This is a genomic window from Krasilnikoviella flava (assembly GCF_900167525.1).
Lineage (GTDB): Bacteria > Actinomycetota > Actinomycetes > Actinomycetales > Cellulomonadaceae > Isoptericola > Isoptericola flavus.
On sequence record NZ_FUZQ01000008.1, the window covers coordinates 204,999 to 222,384 of the forward strand.

General features: G+C 72.5%; 16 protein-coding genes, 1 pseudogene and 1 riboswitch. Of the genes and pseudogenes, 9 read left to right on the forward strand and 8 right to left on the reverse strand.

What is annotated here, in order from left to right; all coding sequences use genetic code 11:
• Positions 1-29: 29 nt before the first annotated feature.
• The 5 genes from B5Y66_RS20805 to B5Y66_RS20825 form a co-directional block, all read right to left on the reverse strand.
• Positions 30-1,658, reverse strand: a complete 1,629-nt coding sequence (locus B5Y66_RS20805) for an ABC transporter substrate-binding protein (RefSeq protein ID WP_079576529.1) — start codon at positions 1,656-1,658, stop codon at positions 30-32.
• A 44-nt stretch (positions 1,659-1,702) separates the two neighbouring features.
• On the reverse strand, positions 1,703-2,926 hold the full coding sequence (gene speB / locus B5Y66_RS20810) for an agmatinase (RefSeq protein WP_079576530.1): 1,224 nt from the start codon (positions 2,924-2,926) through the stop codon (positions 1,703-1,705).
• Between the two features lie 47 nt (positions 2,927-2,973).
• Complete coding sequence (gene speB / locus B5Y66_RS20815) at positions 2,974-4,209, reverse strand: agmatinase (RefSeq protein WP_079576531.1); 1,236 nt, start codon at positions 4,207-4,209, stop codon at positions 2,974-2,976.
• Between the two features lie 138 nt (positions 4,210-4,347).
• A complete protein-coding gene (locus B5Y66_RS20820; RefSeq protein ID WP_079576532.1) occupies positions 4,348-5,397 on the reverse strand; it encodes a LacI family DNA-binding transcriptional regulator in 1,050 nt (349 codons plus the stop codon).
• Positions 5,398-5,479: 82 nt separating this feature from the next.
• A complete protein-coding gene (locus tag B5Y66_RS20825; protein WP_079576533.1) occupies positions 5,480-5,863 on the reverse strand; it encodes a nuclear transport factor 2 family protein in 384 nt (127 codons plus the stop codon).
• Positions 5,864-5,983: 120 nt separating this feature from the next.
• On the opposite strand from B5Y66_RS20825, the gene B5Y66_RS20830 reads away from it, so the two are divergent.
• Positions 5,984-6,913, forward strand: coding sequence for an HNH endonuclease (locus tag B5Y66_RS20830; RefSeq protein WP_079576534.1), 930 nt, complete (start codon positions 5,984-5,986; stop codon positions 6,911-6,913).
• A gap of 126 nt (positions 6,914-7,039) precedes the next feature.
• Positions 7,040-7,879 carry an MBL fold metallo-hydrolase gene (locus B5Y66_RS20835; RefSeq protein WP_079576535.1) on the forward strand — a complete coding sequence of 280 codons (840 nt, stop codon included), beginning with the start codon at positions 7,040-7,042 and terminating at the stop codon, positions 7,877-7,879.
• Here B5Y66_RS20835 and B5Y66_RS20840 read toward each other — a convergent pair.
• Both B5Y66_RS20840 and B5Y66_RS20845 read right to left on the reverse strand, forming a co-directional pair.
• Entirely contained in the window at positions 7,876-8,988 is a 1,113-nt protein-coding gene (locus B5Y66_RS20840) for an NAD(P)-binding domain-containing protein (RefSeq protein WP_079576536.1), read from the reverse strand. The genes B5Y66_RS20835 and B5Y66_RS20840 overlap by 4 nt on opposite strands.
• Positions 8,989-9,072: 84 nt before the next feature.
• Positions 9,073-9,369, reverse strand: a complete 297-nt coding sequence (locus B5Y66_RS20845; protein ID WP_079576537.1) for a hypothetical protein — start codon at positions 9,367-9,369, stop codon at positions 9,073-9,075.
• 55 nt (positions 9,370-9,424) lie between these two features.
• Positions 9,425-9,541: riboswitch (SAM riboswitch) on the reverse strand.
• Positions 9,542-9,634: 93 nt separating this feature from the next.
• Between B5Y66_RS20845 and B5Y66_RS20850 the strand changes: the two genes are divergently transcribed.
• From B5Y66_RS20850 to B5Y66_RS22375, 4 genes and pseudogenes are all read left to right on the forward strand, one after another.
• Positions 9,635-9,937, forward strand: coding sequence for a putative quinol monooxygenase (locus tag B5Y66_RS20850; RefSeq protein WP_079576538.1), 303 nt, complete (start codon positions 9,635-9,637; stop codon positions 9,935-9,937).
• Between the two features lie 57 nt (positions 9,938-9,994).
• Entirely contained in the window at positions 9,995-10,807 is an 813-nt protein-coding gene (locus B5Y66_RS20855; RefSeq protein WP_139821021.1) for a hypothetical protein, read from the forward strand.
• 50 nt (positions 10,808-10,857) lie between these two features.
• Positions 10,858-11,322: pseudogene (locus tag B5Y66_RS23295) on the forward strand (FAD-dependent oxidoreductase); the annotation flags it as partial.
• A gap of 62 nt (positions 11,323-11,384) precedes the next feature.
• Positions 11,385-12,044, forward strand: coding sequence for an FAD-dependent monooxygenase (locus B5Y66_RS22375; protein ID WP_139821022.1), 660 nt, complete (start codon positions 11,385-11,387; stop codon positions 12,042-12,044).
• A gap of 16 nt (positions 12,045-12,060) precedes the next feature.
• Here B5Y66_RS22375 and B5Y66_RS20865 read toward each other — a convergent pair whose 3' ends face one another.
• Positions 12,061-12,759, reverse strand: a complete 699-nt coding sequence (locus B5Y66_RS20865; RefSeq protein ID WP_079576540.1) for a GntR family transcriptional regulator — start codon at positions 12,757-12,759, stop codon at positions 12,061-12,063.
• A gap of 88 nt (positions 12,760-12,847) precedes the next feature.
• Between B5Y66_RS20865 and B5Y66_RS20870 the strand changes: the two genes are divergently transcribed.
• The 3 genes from B5Y66_RS20870 (at position 12,848) to B5Y66_RS20880 (ending at position 17,367) form a co-directional block, all read left to right on the forward strand.
• Complete coding sequence (locus B5Y66_RS20870) at positions 12,848-14,212, forward strand: MFS transporter (RefSeq protein ID WP_079576541.1); 1,365 nt, start codon at positions 12,848-12,850, stop codon at positions 14,210-14,212.
• A 191-nt stretch (positions 14,213-14,403) separates the two neighbouring features.
• Positions 14,404-15,903, forward strand: coding sequence for a cellulose-binding domain-containing protein (locus B5Y66_RS20875; protein WP_176168952.1), 1,500 nt, complete (start codon positions 14,404-14,406; stop codon positions 15,901-15,903).
• Between the two features lie 177 nt (positions 15,904-16,080).
• Positions 16,081-17,367, forward strand: coding sequence for an APC family permease (locus tag B5Y66_RS20880; protein WP_281252032.1), 1,287 nt, complete (start codon positions 16,081-16,083; stop codon positions 17,365-17,367).
• Positions 17,368-17,386 lie beyond the last annotated feature (19 nt).

Sequence of the window (17,386 nt, forward strand, 5' to 3'; positions counted from 1 at the left end):
TCTCTCCCTCGTCGGGCGGGGTGCCCGCGTCACTCGGCGGTCGCGGACTCGTCGATGCCGAGCGTCGCGAAGTCGAGCGTGGCGGGGGCCGCGATGGAGTGGGACGACTCGACGCCCTCCAGCCAGCCCTGGGCCACCATGAAGTCGGTGCTCCAGGCGAAGACGGGCGCGCACCCGGCGTCGTAGGCGGCCTCGCCGGCCTCGACGTAGGTCTCGTCCGACCCGGTCGTAAGGGCCTCGCGGAGCAGCCCGGTGGTTGTCTCGTCGGAGCACTGCAGGTGGTTGAGCCCGCCGTCCGGGTCCCAGAAGACGTGGCCGTGCATGAACGCGTTGTTGGAGTCGGGCCACGTGGCGGGCGCGATGAGCACGTCCGGCGCGTCCTCGGGGTTCTCGGGGAAGTCGCCGAACACCTCGGAGGACTGGTGGCTGGTGACCGTCGCGGTCATCCCGAGCGATTGCAGCTGGGCGGCGACGATGTTCGCCATCTGCTCGGCGTCCGACCCGCCGGCGTTGTAGCCGATCTGGATCTCGATGCCCGGCGCCAGCGACCCGACCCACTCCTCGAGCGCGGCCGGGTCGTGCACGACCTCGCGGGTGTCGACCCCGGGGGGCAGGGCACCCTTCGGGTAGTAGCCCTGGGCCACCTCGGAGCTGACGCCCGTGACCTGGTCGACGATCGACGCCCAGTCGATCCCCTCGAAGAGGGTCCGGCGGGACTCGGCGTCGGCGAGCAGGTCGCGGTTCGGGTTCATGTACATGACGCCCACCTGGAAGGACGGCAGCGCGAACGCCTCCAGTGCCTCGGAGTCGAGGTACTTCTGACGCGACGCCGTCGGCACCCCGGACAGCAGGGCGTGCAGGTCGCCGCTCTCCAGCTCGAGCTGCATCGCAGAGATCTCGGTGTAGACGGGCAGCTCCACCGTGGTGAACGTGGGGTCGAGGTTGCCCCAGTAGTCGTCGAAGTAGGTGAGCTCGTACCCCTCCCCCACGACCGCCTTCGACAGCACGTAGGGACCGGTGCCCGCCGAGTGGGTCGACAGCCAGGCCTGCGCGAAGTCGTCGCCGCCGTGCTCGGTGAGCGCCGTCGGGCTGATCATCCGCGGCCCGTACGGAGAGGCCAGGTAGTCGAGGAACGCCGAGTTCGGCTCGGCGAGAGTCACCGTGACGGTGTGGTCGTCCACCTCCTCGACGTCCTCGACGCCCTGGACCATGTAGGCAGGTCCGGCGTCCACGTCGAGGCGACGCTGGAACGACGCCCCGACCGCCGACGCGTCGAAGGCGGTGCCGTCGTGGAAGGTCACGCCCTGGCGCAGCGTGAACGTGTACTCCGTGAAGTCGTCGCTGACCTGCCACGACTCCGCGAGGGACGGGACGACGGTCGCCGCCTCGTGGTTGCCCGCCTCGTAGCGCACCAGCCCTTCGTACGCGTTGGTGGTGATGGCCAGGCCGTTGCCCGAGTAGTAGACGTCGGGGTCCGGCGGCTGGCCGATGTCGTTGAGCACCCCGAGCCGCAGCACGCCGTCGGTGGGTGCGGCGGCCGTGGCGGCGCTGTCGCCGAGCTCCCCGTCGGAGCAGCCGGAGAGCAGGAGGGTGCCGACGGCGAGGAGCGCCAGGGTGCGCCTCGCCATGACGGGCACACGGCGCGTGCGTGAGGTCATGGTGGTCTTCTCTCTGTGCTGGCTCGGCAGGATGTGCGGGCGGTTCAGTCGGACGTGCGGAAGACCTGGTTGCGGCGGTTGCCGTCGGCGTCCAGGCCGATCGCGTACGGGTGCAGGTAGTCGGGCTCCGTGATGCCCTTGCGGTGCATCGCGATGCCGGTCATGGCCTCGCGGACCGCCCGGTTGGCGAGCAGCGCGGTGATCTCGCCGCGGTCGTCGTAGGGCGGGGAGACTTCGACGACGTCCATCGCGACGATCCCGACCTCGGCGGCGAGGCGTCGCACGGCCCGGAGGATGTCGTTCGAGGTGATGCCGCCGGGCTCCGGGGTACCAGTGCCGGGGGCGTAGGCCGGGTCGCAGACGTCGATGTCGAGTGAGATGTACAGGTGGTCGGCCTGGTCCAGCGCCTCGTCGACGGCCCGCTCGAGGACCTTGTCGAAGCCCTCCCGGACGATCTCGGCCATGAAGTGGGTGCGCATGCGCTGGTCGTCCATCCAGTCGAGCGTCTGCTGGTCGGGCCAGTAGCCGCGCAGACCCACCTGGACGAAGTTCTTGCCCGGCACGGCGCCGGAGTCGATGAGGTGTCGCATGGGAGTGCCGTGCGAGGCCAGCGACCCCGGCATGTCGGAACCCGTGTCGGCGTGGGCGTCGAAGTGGACGATGCCGACCTTGCCGTGGCCGTAGTGGTCGGCGACCGCCGTCGCGGACGGCCACGTGATCGCGTGGTCCCCACCCAGGACGATCGGGACGGCCCCGGCGTCGACCACGGTGCCGATGAACTTGCGCACCTCCTCGAACGTCTTCGCGGTGTTGCCGACGAAGACCGGCGCGTCGCCGTAGTCGGCCATCACCAGCTCCTCGAACGCGTCGACGTGGGTGTCGAGCGAGAAGTGCGGGCGCCCGTAGCCGCCCTTGTAGTCGCAGGCCCGGATCGCGAGCGGGCCGTGGTTGGTGCCGGTGCGGCCGGTCGCGGTGGAGTCCCACGGGACGCCCAGCACCGCGACGTCGACGCCCGCCGCGCGGAGGTCGTCAGGGGTGAGCGCGACAGGCAGCTTGCCGAAGGTCTGGATGCCGGCGAACCCGCCCTCGGCCTTGCGGTTCGCGAACAGCAGCCCCGGCGGGCGGCCTTCGTTGTAGTCGTCGGTAGCCCCGTGTCCCTCCAGCCCCTGGCCGAGCCGGCGGGGCTGCTCCCAGAACCCGTCGGGCCACAGATCGTGGTGGTGGTCGTGCTGGTCGTCGTGCTGGTCGTGGCTGTGGTCGTGCGACATGTGTGTCCTCGGGGTCGTCGGGTGGGACGTCGGTGGTGCCGGGTGAGTCAGGCCGGGGCGTCCCGGAACACCTGCGTGCGGCGGCCGCCGGCAGCGGCGAGGTTGAGCGCGTGCGGGTCGGCGTAGTCCGGGCCGACGAGCCCCAGACGACGCATCGCCGTCCCGGTCAGGGCCTCCCCGATCGCCCGGTTCGCGAGCAGCACCGTGATCTCGCCGTCGTTGTCGTAGGGCGGGGAGACCTCGACGACGTCCATCCCGACGATCCCGACCTCGGCCGAGAGCCGTCGCACGGCCCGCAGGACGTCGATGGAGGTGATGCCGCCCGAGACCGGGGTACCGGTACCGGGGGCGAAGGCTGGGTCGCAGACGTCGATGTCGAGCGAGATGTACAGGTGGTCGGCCTGGTCCAGCGCCTCGTCGACCGCCCGCTCGAGGACCTTGTCGAAACCGTCGCGGTCGATCTCCGCCATGAAGTGCGTCCGCATCTGGCGCTCGTCCATCCAGTCGAGCGTCTCCTGGTCGGGCCAGTAGCCGCGCAGGCCCACCTGGACGAAGTTCTTGCCTGGCACCGCGCCCGAGTCGATGAGCTTGCGCATGGGAGTGCCGTGCGAGGCCAGTGCCCCGTTCATGTCGGCGCCGACGTCGGCATGGGCGTCGAAGTGGACGATGCCGACGTTGCCGTGGCCGTAGTGGTCGGCGACCGCCGTCGCGCACGGCCACGTGATCGCGTGGTCGCCGCCCATGACGATGGGGATCGCGCCCGACGTGACGACGGTCCCCACGAACTTGCGGACCGACTCGAAGGTCGCCGCCGTGTTGCCGACGTGGATCGGCGAGTCGCCGTAGTCGCACATCGTGAGCACCTCGAACGGGTCGACCCGCACGTCCAGGTGCTTGCTGGGGAACCCGTAGCCGGCGAAAGCCGGGACCTGGCGCAGCGCGAGCGGGCCGTGGTTCGTGCCGGACCGGCCGCCGGCCGTGGAGTCCCACGGCACGCCCAGCACCGCGACGTCGACGCCCGCGGCCACCAGGTCGTCCGGGGTGAGCGCCATCGGGAGCCGGGCGAAGGTCCGGATGCCCGAGTGCCCGCCGCCGCGCCGCCGGTTGACGTGCAGCAGCCCGGGCGGGCGGCCCTCGTTGTAGTCGTCGGTAGCCCCGTGTCCCTCGAGCCCTTCGCCCAGCCGACGCGGCTGCTCCCAGAAGCCTTCCGGCCACCGGTCGTGGTCGTGGTGGGCGTGCCCGCCCGCATCGTGGTGTCCGTGGTCGTCGTGCTCGGAGGTCATGGCGGTGACCGTAGGACGCTGCCAAATCGTTTATCCAGGGGTGCAGGCCACTCGAAACGCACCTTTAACCCCGGTCGTTCAACCTTCGGGACCTGACACTCGTTCGCACCGTGCGCGAAACAGTGGTGAAACGATTAGTCAGCCACGGCGGGCCAGAAGGTCCCCCGCCGTCGAGGCCCGCAGGTGGACCGGCGCGGGGACGGTCCTGACCGTCCGAGCCGCGATCACCGGGTCCTCGTCACCCTCGACGAGGGCGACCAGCCGCTCGACGCAGGCGACACCGAGCGCGTGGGCCGGCAGCTCCACCGCCGTCACGGGCGGGTCCTCGGCCGCGAGCGCCGTCTCGTCGGCGCAGGCGGCGACCAGCACGTCGCTGCCGGGCACGCGGCCCGCCGCGCGCAGGGCCTCCATCGCGCCGCGGACGACGAAGGACGACGCGCCCAGCACGAGGTCCACGTCGGGGTGGGCGGCCAGCACAGGCTCCAGCAGCGTCCGGTGGCGTGCCACGGAGCGATCGCCGAACGTCGTCCCGACCAGCACCGGCGTGGTGCCCTGCTCCGCGCACCACCGCGCGACGATGTCGCGCAGCAAGATCCCCCACCCGCTGTGCGCGTCAGGGGCGGCGAGCAGCGGCCGGCGGGCGCCGTGCGCGGCGGCGGCGTCGAGGACGGCGCGCACCGCCGTCTCGTGGTCGGCCGCGACCACCGCGCACTGCGACATCTGGGGCGGCACGTGCTCGCCAGCGACCACGGGGACCGGCATCTCCATCAGCTCACGGGCGCGCAGGTCGTCGCCGATCGGGTCGACCACCACGACGCCGTCGACCCGCGGCGTCGTCGCGCGAGGCTGGGACGCGTCCGACGAGAGGACGACCACGTCGAGGTCGTGCCGGTGAGCCGTCTCGATGGCCCCCGCAAGGAAGTCCCGGAAGTACGGGGTCGCCAGCGCCGCCGCCGAGCTCTGGTGGTGGATGCCGATCGCCTGCGCGCGCCCCGTGCGCAACCCTCGGGCCAGCGAGTTCGCCACGTAGCCCAGCTCGTCCGCGGTCTCCTGGACCCGGGCCCTCGTCGTGTCGGTCATCCGGCCGCGGCCGGCCAGCGCATGCGACGCCGTCGCGACGGACACACCTGCGGCCGCGGCGACCTGCTTGAGCGTGACCGGCCCCGTGGCACGCCGCCTGCTCGTCATGCGCAGACCTTACCTGCGAGCGTCCCCCAAGGACGGGCGAGTCGGACCGGGACGGGCGCTCCGCGGGGCACGCCCTCGCACGTCAGACGTCCATCGGCGTGAGGACGGCGATCCGCCACCCGTCGTCCGTGCGCACGAGCTGGTACACGAACCGCTCCGTGCCCTCGCCCGGCCCATCGTGGTGCCAGGTCACGTCGGCCCACACGCTGTGTGCCGTGGCTGCCACGACGCGCACGTCCGACGTCATGCCCGTGACGCCCTCGTACTGGCTCCACGACGACCCGAAGAACTGCTCCGTCTGCGTCCGGCTCGTCACCGGCAGCGACTGCCCCGGGAACAGGATCAGCGCGGGCACCGCGTACAGGTCCGCCACCGCCGCCTCGTCGCGGTCCAGCAGGGCCTGCCGGTAGCGGTCGAAGAACTCCGCGGCCACGGCGTCCGGCGCGTCCGTGCGGTCGGTGGTCATGTCGTCGCCTCCTCGTCGATCGGTACCTCGACCGTACGCGCGGACCCGCACACGAGTCTCTGCCCGTCGTCTGTCCCCCGAACCCTTGCGGTGGCGCCGGCGTGGTGGTGAGCTCCTCACGTGGAATCGGCGGTCGAAGCGCAGCTGCGCAAGCAGATCATGGCGTGGGTGGGCGAGCGGGCCGAGGCCAACGGCGGGTTCCTGCGACGCGACGAGCTGCTCGACTTCCACCTCGACGGCGAGAAGCTGCCGGTCATCGACTACTCGCGCGGCATCCGCAACCCGGCGTCGTTCAACTCGACACTCTCGATCGTCAGCGCCGCCGATGGCCCGTATGACGACACGGAGTCCGAGGACGGCCTGCTGCACTACGCGTACCGCAAGGGCGACCCCTGGTCCGGTGACAACCGCAAGCTCCGGCATGCCATGGAGACCGGGATGCCCCTCATCCTGTTCCGCAAGGAGATCGCCAACATCTATACGCCCGTGTTCCCGGTGTACGTCGTCGACGACGAGCCCGAGAACCGGCAGTTCCTCATCGCCCTCGACGAGGCGTTCCGTTTCATCCACGACCCCGCCCACCTCAGCGAGCCGCAGCGGGAGTACGCTCTGCGCCTCGCGAGGCAACGCCTGCACCAGCCCGCCTTCCGCACGCGCGTGCTCGTCGCCTACGACACCAGGTGCACGATCTGCGAGCTCAAGCACGGCGCCCTGCTCGACGCCGCGCACATCGTGCCGGACGGGCACGAGCTCGGCGCCCCGACGGTGAACAACGGGCTCGCCCTGTGCAAGATCCATCACGCCGCGTACGACCAGAACATGCTCGGAGTGACGCCGGACCATGAGGTGCGCATCTCGTTCCGACTCCTCGAGGAGATCGACGGGCCCATGCTGAAGCACGGCCTGCAGGAGATGCACGGACGGGCCCTCTCCCTGCCTCGGCGACCGGCCGATCGACCCGATCGCGATCACCTGGCCTGGCGCTACGAGCATTTCGACGCGGCAGCCCCTCGGACCACGCACCATCGGGCGGCAGAGCAGCACCGCTGAGTCTCGCCCTGCCCGTCGGTCACCATCGACACGCGGGATGTCCAGCAGGGCATCACCGCGAGAACCTGACGGGAGACCACAGATGAGCATCACCATGACCCCGCACACGTGGTTCCAGGCCACTCCGTGCTGAGGCGGGTCGCGGACGGCGTGTGGGTGCACCAGAGCGAGCTGCTCCGGAACAACGCCGTGGTCGTGCAGGGCGGCAACGGCGCGCTCCTCGTCGATCCCGGGCTCACGGGCGACGAGATGACGTGCCTCGCGAACGACCTTCGCGACATGGGCGTGCCGGTGGTGGCGGGTTTCGCGACGCATCCCGACTGGGACCACGTGCTCTGGCACGCCGAGCTCGGCGAGGCGCCCCGTTACGGCACGGCCCGCTGCGCGGCCGACCTGCGACGCGTGCTGTCGGACCCGGACTGGAAGGTTCGCGTCGCCGAGGGGCTGCCGCCGGAGATCGCCGAGGACGTGCCGCTGGACGGGTACGGCCTCGTCACCGGTCTGCCGGACGGGACGACGCGGATCCCGTGGGACGGCCCCCACGTCCGGGTCATCCAGCACCCGGCGCACTCCCCGGGCCATGCGGCGCTGCTGGTCGAGGAGCACCGGGTCCTCGTGGCCGGGGACATGCTCTCGGACGTCTTCATCCCGATGCTCGACATCTTCGACGACACGAACGACCCGATCGACGACTACCTCCGCGGGCTGGATCTGCTGGCGCAGGTGGCCGACGACGTCGATGCCGTGGTTCCGGGACACGGGTCCGTCGGAAGCGCTGATCAGCTTCGCTCACGGGTCGCGCAGGACCGCGCGTATCTGCATGCCCTGCGGGACGGCAGGGCTCCCGACGACCCGAGGATCGGCCCGTCGGCCGAGCCCGGCTGGGAATGGGTGAGCGACATCCATGAAGGGCAGGCCCAGAGCGTCGCCGCCCGCCGACGCGCGGTCGCCGGGACAACCGACTAGCGCACCGCGGTGAGCGCCGCTCCGTCGAGGTGGCGCACGAGCCGGTTCACGGCGTCCCGCCCGGCGCGGTTGGCGCCGACGGTGGAGGCGGACGGCCCGTAGCCGATAAGGTGCACGCGCGGCTCGCCGTCCACCTGGGTGCCGTCCATGCGGATGCCGCCGCCGGCGGCGCGCAGGTGGAGCGGCCGCAGGTGGTCGAGGGCGGCGCGGAAGCCGGTGTTCCAGAAGATGACGTCGACGGGGACGAGCTCGCCGTCGGGCGCGACGACGCCGTCGGGCACGATGCGCGTGAACATGGGCCTGCGGTCGAGCACGCCGCGCGCCTCGGCGGCGAGCAGCGAGGGCGTGTGGATCAGGCCGGTGACGGACACGACGCTCGACGGCGGCAGCCCCTCGCGCACCCGGTCGGCGACCATCGCGACGGCCCGCGCGCCGTCCTGGGAGTCGAACGAGTCGCGCCACACGGGCTCCCGGCGCGTGAACCAGAAGGTCTGCGCCACGTGCGAGACCTCCTCCAGCAGCTGCACGGCGGAGATCCCCCCGCCGACGACGGCGACGCGACGCCCGGCGAAGTCCTCCGCGCGCACGTAGTCGGCGGTGTGGAGCTGGCGGCCGCGGAACGTCTCCTGGCCCGGGTAGGCGGGCCAGAACGGCTTGGACCACGTGCCCGTCGCGTTGACGATCGCCTTTGCGAGGACCGCGCCGGAGCGCCCGCCGCCCTCCCAGCGCACGAGCAGGTCGCCGCCGGGATCGTCGTCGGTCGGTTCCACGCGGCGCACGCGCACCGGCCGGGCGACGGCGAGGCCGAGCTCGCGCTCGTAGTCGCCGAAGTAGGCGGGCAGCACGTCGACGCTCGCCGCCTCGGGCTCCACGTCGGGCTGCTCGATGCCGGGCAGGTCGTGGATGCCGTTGACGGTACTCATCCGCAGCGAGCGCCACCGGTGCCGCCACGCTCCCCCGGGCCCGTCCTCGGCGTCGAGGACGAGGTACGTGCGCTCGCCGGACGGCGCACCCACCGCGGGCACGAACCCTCGCCGCCGCAGGTGGTACGCCGCCGACAGGCCGGCCTGCCCCGCGCCGATCACAACGACGTCCGCCGTCGGCGGCATGTGTTCGGTCGTCGTCACGTCTCGAGGAACGCGCCGCACGCGACCGGGATTCCGGCAGGTGCTGTGGCACGGCGCACCCGACGGTCACGGGATCCCGCCGGTCGACGGCGGGCGCACCTTGTCCGCGTCGCCCGCTTGACGGGGCGAGAGGGTGAAACCGCCCACCGAGTCCGGGTCGTAGGCGACGACGGCGTTGAGCTCGGCGAGCTCGAGCCGCCACTCCGCCAGTCCACGCCACACGCGATACCTCATGCGCACCCCGTGGCGCGACGCCGCGTCGAGGCACAGCATGCGTCCGTGCCGGTGCAGCAGGTGCTCGTCGCGCACCTGCCAGGGCAGGCACCTCAGCGTCCCGTCGCCGTGCGTGTGCTGTCCGTCCATCGCCACCCCGATCTCGGGGGTCGACGACGGACCCGGCTCGCGCCGGACCGTCGTCGACCTGCTCTTCCCACGGCCGGTCGGCCGGGGCCGGTCTTCCTCCTGGGGCACCGTGCGCAGGGAGCGCGGTTGCCGGACCGGCACGCGGAGGGCGTCTCGCCGGTCACTCGTGACCTGGGCAGATATGTACACGAGGTCACCGCCGGTACGCAACATCGGCCGCCGGGGCGGCCCGGCGTGTCCCTGGGCGGCGCTAACGTCACGACCCATGACCTACGCCAACGTCGGCACGCTGGGTGCCGCCCCCGGGAAGCGCGACGAGCTCGTCGCGCACCTCACGCAGCGCAGCATGGAGCTCGCGGACGCGGGCTGCCTGCTCTACGAGGTCGGCGTCAGCGACGACCGGCCGGACACGGTGTTCGTCGTCGAGCTGTGGACGTCGGCGGAGGCGCACCGGGCGTCGCTGCAGCTCCCGGCCGCGCAGGCGTCGATCGCCGCGGCGCGTCCGCTGCTGTCGGGCGAGTTCGGAGGCTTCGACTTCTCCGTCGTCGGATCGCCGCTGCGAGACTGACGCCCTGGCTGGTCGCAGAACCGCAGCCCGCAGCCCGACGCGACACCGGGAGCCCCCTTGCCACGAGTGCGACGGCTCGACGTCCTCGTCCCTGACCCCGACCCGGCCCGCTGCGCGTTCGCGGGTGCGGCAGAGCGGGTCGTCAGCGCCTATGGGCGCGCGATCGAGGAACTCGGCCTCGTCGGCCCCGTGTCGTCGGTCATGGTGGTGGCGCAGCGCCCGGACGCGCGCCAGGACGGCGTCGTCGTCCTGGTGGACTGCGACCGTCCCGACTCCTCCGAGACGGTGCGGGTCCGGGTGCCCGACGACGTCGCGGACGCGGCGCCACCGGACGTCGTGCGTCTTGTCGCGGACGTGCTCGACGGGGCGCTCGCGCGGCTCGCGGTCGCGCGAGGGTGGGACGGCGCGGCGCTCTCCGCCGCGCTGGAGCGCGCACGGGCCGGCACGGAACCGTCCTCCCCGGCGCGGCGCTGGACGGTCCGCACCGAGGGCCGCGGCGTCACGGCGCCCGAGCAGCCCCACGAGCTCACGGTCGTCGGAGGCGGTCCGGACAACGGGGTCCCGCCGGCCTATGACCGCGAGCTGGACCGTCTGCTCGAGCGGTTCTCCGACGACGCGATGCAGGCCTGGTGGTCCGGCTCGCCGGTGCGGATCGGCCAGGTCTGGTACTGGTTCGACGCACCGGGTCCCGGCGTCCGCGTCACCGTCACGCGACGCGTCACCGCCGCCATCCACCGACCCGTCAGGAGCATCCGGGAGGCCGACCCCGTGATGCTCGCCCGCGCCGACGTCCGGGCCCTGCTCGTGCGGCTGGCGACCCGCCTCGACCTCCCGCCGGCCCCGCTGCTCCTGGCCGAGGATCTCCGGTGAGAAAGGCCCCGGCGAGGACGTGGCGGCGCCCTGGTCTACCGTCGGGGGCCATGACCCTCACGACGGACGGTGCGCGCACGGCGACGGTGATCGGCGGAGGCATCGGCGGCCTGGCGTCCGGCGTCGCGCTGGCCCGCCACGGCTGGGACGTCACGATCGTCGAGCGCGCGACGTCGTTGGACCCGGTGGGCGCGGGGATCGTCGTCGCGCCGAACGCGGTGCGGTCGTTGGACGCGCTGGGAGTCGGCGACGCGACACGCGACCTGGCCGCGCTGCAGGGCGAGTTCGGCCTGCGCCGCCCGGACGGGAGATGGCTGGTGCGCGGCCGCGCGGAGGGCGCGACGTCGCTGTTCGGCGACCGCACGCTGATGCTGCACCGCGCGCAGCTGGTGGGGCTGCTCGCGGACGCGCTGCCGGCCGGGTCGCTGCGCCTCGGCGCGACGGCGACCGTCACCGACCCGGGCACGACGTCGCGCCCGGCACGGGTCCGGACGACCGACGGCGCGGGCACGACGACGGAGGCCGACGCCGACCTCGTCGTCGCGGCGGACGGCATCGGGTCGGCCACGCGCACCCGGTGGATGCCGAGCGCGCGCCCAGCCCTGTGTCGGGCGGGTCGACGGCGTGGCGGTTCGTCACCCCGGCGCTGCCGGGCGTCGTCGGCTCCGAGATCTGGGGCCGAGGCATCGTCGCGGGGGTCATGCCCCCGGCCGACGGGCGGGTCTACATGTACGTCTCGGTGGCCGACGCCGCCGGCGTCCCGCGCGACCTCGACGAGCTGCGCGCCCGCCTCGCCGACTGGCACGACCCGGTCCCCGCCCTGCTCGCGTCCGTCGACGACGCCACCGCGCTGCGCCACGAGCTGCGGCACCTGCCCGCTCCCCCGGCGTCGCTCGCCGCAGGCCGCGTCGCACTCGTCGGCGACGCCGCGCACGCGATGCTGCCGAACCTCGGGCAGGGCGGGTGCCAGGCGCTCGAGGACGGCGTCGTCCTCGGCGCGCGCGTCCGCCCGGACGACAATGTCTCCGCCGCGCTGCAGCGCTGGTCCGCGGAGCGGCGCCCGCGGGTGCATCAGGTGATGCGGCTGTCGGCCCGGATCTCCGTCCCGACCCTGTGGACGGCGCCCGCCGCCACGGCCGTGCGCGACGCCGGGATGCGCGCCGTCGGGCGCTGGACGGAGGCCCTGGGGTCCCGCGCCCTGCGCCCGGTGATGGCCTGGCGTCCGCCGGAGGGCTGATCGCGGGGCCGGTCGGTCACGCCTGCGCGAAGAGCTCCGGCCGCTCGTCCTGGATGTGGGTGATGTCCTGCAGCACGACACGCAGGTGCTCTCGCAGCTGGGTGACGGCCGCGGGAACGTCCCCGGCGGCGAGCGCGTCGACGACCGCGGCGTGCTGCGCGACGAGGTCGGTCATCTTGCCCCCCTCGGGCAGGGAGAGGCGCCTCGCACGATCCATCTGGGCCTTGGCCGACGCGACGATGCGCCACGCAGACTCGTGCCCGCACGCGCGCAGCAGCAGCTGGTGGAACTCCTCGTCGAGGTCGAAGAAGCGGGACGCGTCGCCGTCGTGGTCGGCCTCGCCCTGGCGCACGATCAGCGCCCGCAGCTCCGCCACGTCGCCCGCGCCGACGTTCGCACCGCCGAGCTCCAGGGACGAGCACTCGATGGCCTCGCGCACGAACTGGGCGGCGACGACGTCCTCGTACCGGATGGGCCCGACGAAGCTGCCGCGCTGCGGGAACACCTCCACGAGGCCCTCCTCGGCGAGCAGGATGAGGCTCTCCCGCACGGGGGTGCGGCTGACCCCGAGCCGCGCGCCGATCTCCGCCTCGGACAACGGCGCACCCGGAGCCAGCTCGAGGTCGATGATCTGCCGGCGGAGCCAGGTGTGGACGAGCCTGCGGGTGTTCTCCCCGCGGACCCGGGCGGTCAGGAGCGGCGACGGCGACGACATGGGCTGATTCTGCCTCACGAACGCGATCTCGTGTTCTAGCGCACTAGTATGCTAGCGTCGCGCCGATCCACTGCGAGGAGGCAGCAGCATGAGCGGCACCCCGGCCCGCACCGTCGATCCGAAGACGCTGCGCAAGACCGTCGGCGCGTCCGTGATCGGGACGATCGCGGAGTACTACGACTTCTTCATCTACGGCACGGCCTCCGCGCTCGTGTTCAACAAGATCTTCTTCCCCGAGACGGACCCGCTCGTCGGCACCCTCGCCGCGTTCTCGACCTATGCCGTCGGGTTCTTCGCCCGCCCCCTGGGCGGCCTCGTGTGGGGTCACATCGGCGACCGCCTCGGCCGGAAGAAGGCCCTGGTCTTCACCCTGCTCCTCACGGGGCTCGGCACGTTCGCCGTCGGCCTCATGCCGACGTACGAGCAGATCGGCCTGTGGGCGGCTGCCATCCTCGTGGTCGTCCGGCTCATCCAGGGCTTCGGCGTCGGCGGCGAGCAGGGCGGCGCCGTCCTGCTCACGGCCGAGGCCTCGCCGCCGCAGCGCCGCGGGTTCTACGCGAGCTTCGTCCAGCTCGGGTCGCCGGTCGCGTACCTCATCCCGACGGCGCTGTTCGCCAGCCTGCAGCAGTGGATGGACCCGGACGCCTTCCTCGCCTGGGGCTGGCGCGTGCCCTTCCTCCTGTCGATCGTCGTCGTCGCCGTCGGCCTGTTCATCCGCTCCCGCGTCGACGAGTCGGAGACGTTCAAGGCCGCCCGGGAACGCAAGGCCGCGTCCCACGCCCCGCTGCGCCAGCTCTTCGCGCACCGCCGCCGCGAGGTGGTCGGCGGCTTCTTCGCCAAGTTCGTCGAGGCCGCGATGTTCCCCTTCTACACGATCTTCCTGGTCGCGTACGCGGACAACAACGGCTACGACTCGGGTCTCGTGCTCGAGGCGGTGATCGTCGCGATCCTCGTGGAGGTCGTCATGATCCCGGTCTGGGGCCGCCTCACCGACCGGATCGGGCGTCGCCCCCTCTTCCTCGGGTTCGCGGTGCTGAACCTGGTCCTCATCGTCCCGGCGTTCCTCGCCGTGCAGTCGGAGAACCTGGCCGTCATCGTCGCGCTGCTGGTCGCCGGCCTCGGTCTCGGGCACTCCGGGACGTACGCCCCGCAGGCGTCGTTCTTCCCCGAGCTGTTCGACTCGTCGGTCCGCTACTCGGGCGTCTCGGTGGTGTGGCAGTTCGGCTCCATGATCGCCTCCGGGCCGTTCACGGTGGTCGCGACGGCGCTCCTCGTCGCCGCCGACGGCGGCTTCTGGCTCGTGGCGGTCTACACGGCGGTGCTGGTCGTCTGCTCGATCGTCGCGCTGCTGTTCCTGCCCGAGACGGCGCCCGCCCGCCGCGGGGGGCAGGAATACGCCGACTGGCCGCTGCTCAACGACGCGCCCGTCGACGCCGTCCGGCAGCCGAGCTAGCACCCCCCGACGCGAGCTCGACGCCGCCCCGACCGCACCGTGCGGCCGGGGCGGCGTCGTTCACCCTCCGCTCACCCCTCGTTCGGCCCGCCGCCGGGTCCCCGTCAGGCGGGTCCGATGGGCTAGGACGGATCACCGGGACCCCGACCTGCAGGGACGCAGCCCGGACCGCTCCTCGACTGGAGGCACCCATGCACCGCTCCCGGATCTGGCGCGCGACCTCCGCGCTCGTCGCAGCACTCCTGGCCGTGCCGCTCGCGGCGACGACGGCATCGGCAGGCGACGACGTCGTGCCGCCTGCGGTCGCGAGCCTCCCCCTCGAGCAGAACGGCGGCACCTGGCCCACGAGCCACGTGCAGGGGATCGCCGTCGACCAGGAGGGCGGCTACGTCTACTACTCGTTCACCACGCTGCTGGCCAAGTACGACTTCGAGGGCAACCTCGTGGGCACGGTCGGCGGCTTCACCGGCCACCTGGGCGACCTGGACTTCAACACCGAGGACGGCCGCGTCTACGGCTCGCTCGAGTACAAGGGCGACGAGGCCTTCTACATCGCGGCGGTCGACGTCGACGACGTCGACCGGGTCGGCATGGACGCCCAGACCTCCGACGTCTTCTCCACCGTGTACCTGCCCGAGGTGCACGACGACTACGCCGCAGACATGGACGGTGACGGCGTGTTCGACGGCAATGTCGGGAACACGGCCGACCACCGGTACGGCAGCTCCGGGATCGACGGCGTGAGCTTCGGCCCCCGGTTCGGGAGGACGGGCGGCGAACAGCTCCTCACCGTGGCCTACGGGATCTACGCGAACACCTCGCGCACGGACAACGACCACCAGGTCCTGCTGCAGTACGACGTCTCGGACTGGGAGCGGTACGAGCGGCCGCTCACCGAGGAGGACCCGCACCACGTCGGCCCCGCGGAGACCGACGGCAAGTACTTCGTCCGCACCGGCAACACCACCTACGGCGTGCAGAACCTCGCGTACGACGACGCGCAGCAGCGGTGGTTCCTCGGCGTCTACCGCGGCACCAAGCCGGAGTTCCCGAACTACCTAATGTTCGCCGTCGACGCCGCCACCCGGCCGGTCGAGGGCGACCTGCTCGGCGTGCCCGGCCCGGACGGCGACGGCACCGAGCGCGGCCTGCTCGTCGCGCTGGCGGACGACGGGCTCTCCGACCCGGAGACCGGCATTCGCGGGTGGGAGCAGAAGGCGGACGTCGGCCTGCAGCCGCTGGGCCACGGGTTCTTCTACCTCGCGACCGGCTCAGGCACCCAGGGCGCGCAGACCGCCGACCTGGAGCTGGTGCGCTGGACCGGCGACGCCGAGACACCGTTCGTGCCCGCCACGCAGGACGAGCTGGACCGCACCTGCGCCGTCGACTACACCGTGCACGGCACGTGGCCGCGCGGGTTCACCACGCAGGTGCGCGTGCGGAACACCGGCACGGCTCCGACGGAGGGCTGGACCGCCGCCTGGCGGTTCGGGTCGGGCGAGACGATCGACCACGCCTGGGGAGTCGACACCGAGCAGGACGGGGACGTCGTCCGCGCCGCCGGCGCACCGTGGAACGACACCCTCGCCCCGGGCGAGCGCGCGACGTTCGGGTTCGTCGGGCGCTCGTCGTCCGGCACCACCGACCCCTCGTCGGTCACGCTGAACGGCTTCCCCTGCGCCGCGGCCTGACAAGCTGACACGCGGCGTAGGACGACGGCACGCCGCCGTCGTCCTACGCTGGCAGCCGGCCCACGACCTGCCGAGGAGCTGAGTCCCGCGTCTACCGAGCCCCGCCCCGCGAAGGACGTCCCCGCTGCCGCCGCGCCCGAGGGACAGCTGCACCGGAGCCTGTCCCTGCGACATCTCATCGTCTACGGCCTGCTGTTCATCGGCCCGACCGCACCGATGGGGACGTTCGGCGTGCTGGACGCGCGCAGCAACGGTGCGGTCGCGCTCGTCTTCCTCGTCGCGACCGCGGCGATGGCCTTCACCGCCTGGTCGTACGCGCGCATGTCCGTCGCCGTCCCGAAGGCGGGGTCGGTCTCGGCCTACGCGACCGCGGGGCTGGGGCGGCGGCCCGGCTTCATGGCCGGATGGATGATCGGCCTGGACTACCTGTTCATCCCGAGCCTGGCCGCGCTGTTCACCGGCATCGCCAGCCACGCGCTGTTCCCCACGGTGCCGGTCTGGGTGTTCACGGTGGCGGCGGTGCTGCTCATCACGGCACTGAACCTCGGCGGGGTGAAGCTCGCGGCGACCGTGGGATTCGTCGCCCTGGTCGTGGAGATCCTGGTGCTCGCCGCCTTCTGCGTCGGCGCCGTCGTCGTCCTGGTGCAGGAGGGTCCGGCCAGGCCGTGGCTGTCCCCGCTGACCGGGCTCGACGGGTTCACGCTCGCCGGCACGCTCGGCGCGGTCTCGGTGGCGGCGCTCGCCTTCCTGGGGTTCGACGCGATCGCCACGTTCGCCGAGGAGAGCACCGGCTCCCCGCGGCAGATCGGCCGGGCCCTGATCTTCTGCCTCGTCCTCGCCGGGGCCCTCTTCGTGCTCCAGACCTACCTGGGAGCGCTCCTGACGACGACGACGCCCCAGGAGCTGGCCGCGAACCCTGACGAGCAGGGCACGATCTTCTACACGACGATCGGCGAGCAGATGGGGTCGTGGCTCGGCACGACCGTCACCACGGCCCGCGCGATCGGTCCCGTGCTCTCCGCGCTCGTCGCGCAGGCCGCGGTGAGCCGCCTCATGTACGGGATGGCGCGCGACGGACAGCTGCCGGCTCGGCTCGGGGCCGTGAGCCGCAGGACCGGCGTGCCCCGCCTGGCGATCCTCGTCTCGGCGGTCGCGACGCTCCTCATCGCCGTGGCGGCGGCGATCAGGCCTGACGGCCTCGACCTGCTGTCCTCGATGGTCACGGTCGGTGCCCTGACCGCGTTCGTCTTCCTGCACGTCGCCGTGATCGGCTACTACGTGGTCGGCGGGCGCACCGACCGCCGCGCTCTCCACACGGTCGTCCCCGTCGTCGGCCTGGCGATCGTCGTCACCGTGCTCGTCCTGGCCAGCCATCTCGCCCTGGTGGTCGCGGCCGGATGGCTCGTCCTGGGCCTGGTCATCATGGTCGTGCGCGGCAGGCGTCGACCGAACACCGGTGGTTGAGCTCCTTCGCACGTGAGCG

What these genes read in the sequence shown, in the direction of transcription:
- B5Y66_RS20865 (WP_079576540.1), bottom strand. Translation starts at nt 12,759, where the DNA reads ATGTCGTCGCCGTCGCCGCTCCTGACCGCCCGGGTCCGCGGGGAGAAC.
- speB (WP_079576530.1), bottom strand. Translation starts at nt 2,926, where the DNA reads ATGTCGCACGACCACAGCCACGACCAGCACGACGACCAGCACGACCAC.
- B5Y66_RS20825 (WP_079576533.1), bottom strand. Translation starts at nt 5,863, where the DNA reads ATGACCACCGACCGCACGGACGCGCCGGACGCCGTGGCCGCGGAGTTC.
- B5Y66_RS20820 (WP_079576532.1), bottom strand. Translation starts at nt 5,397, where the DNA reads ATGACGAGCAGGCGGCGTGCCACGGGGCCGGTCACGCTCAAGCAGGTC.
- B5Y66_RS20850 (WP_079576538.1), top strand. Translation starts at nt 9,635, where the DNA reads ATGACCTACGCCAACGTCGGCACGCTGGGTGCCGCCCCCGGGAAGCGC.
- B5Y66_RS20870 (WP_079576541.1), top strand. Translation starts at nt 12,848, where the DNA reads ATGAGCGGCACCCCGGCCCGCACCGTCGATCCGAAGACGCTGCGCAAG.
- B5Y66_RS20845 (WP_079576537.1), bottom strand. Translation starts at nt 9,369, where the DNA reads ATGGACGGACAGCACACGCACGGCGACGGGACGCTGAGGTGCCTGCCC.
- B5Y66_RS20875 (WP_176168952.1), top strand. Translation starts at nt 14,404, where the DNA reads ATGCACCGCTCCCGGATCTGGCGCGCGACCTCCGCGCTCGTCGCAGCA.
- speB (WP_079576531.1), bottom strand. Translation starts at nt 4,209, where the DNA reads ATGACCTCCGAGCACGACGACCACGGACACCACGATGCGGGCGGGCAC.
- B5Y66_RS20840 (WP_079576536.1), bottom strand. Translation starts at nt 8,988, where the DNA reads ATGCCGCCGACGGCGGACGTCGTTGTGATCGGCGCGGGGCAGGCCGGC.
- B5Y66_RS20805 (WP_079576529.1), bottom strand. Translation starts at nt 1,658, where the DNA reads ATGACCTCACGCACGCGCCGTGTGCCCGTCATGGCGAGGCGCACCCTG.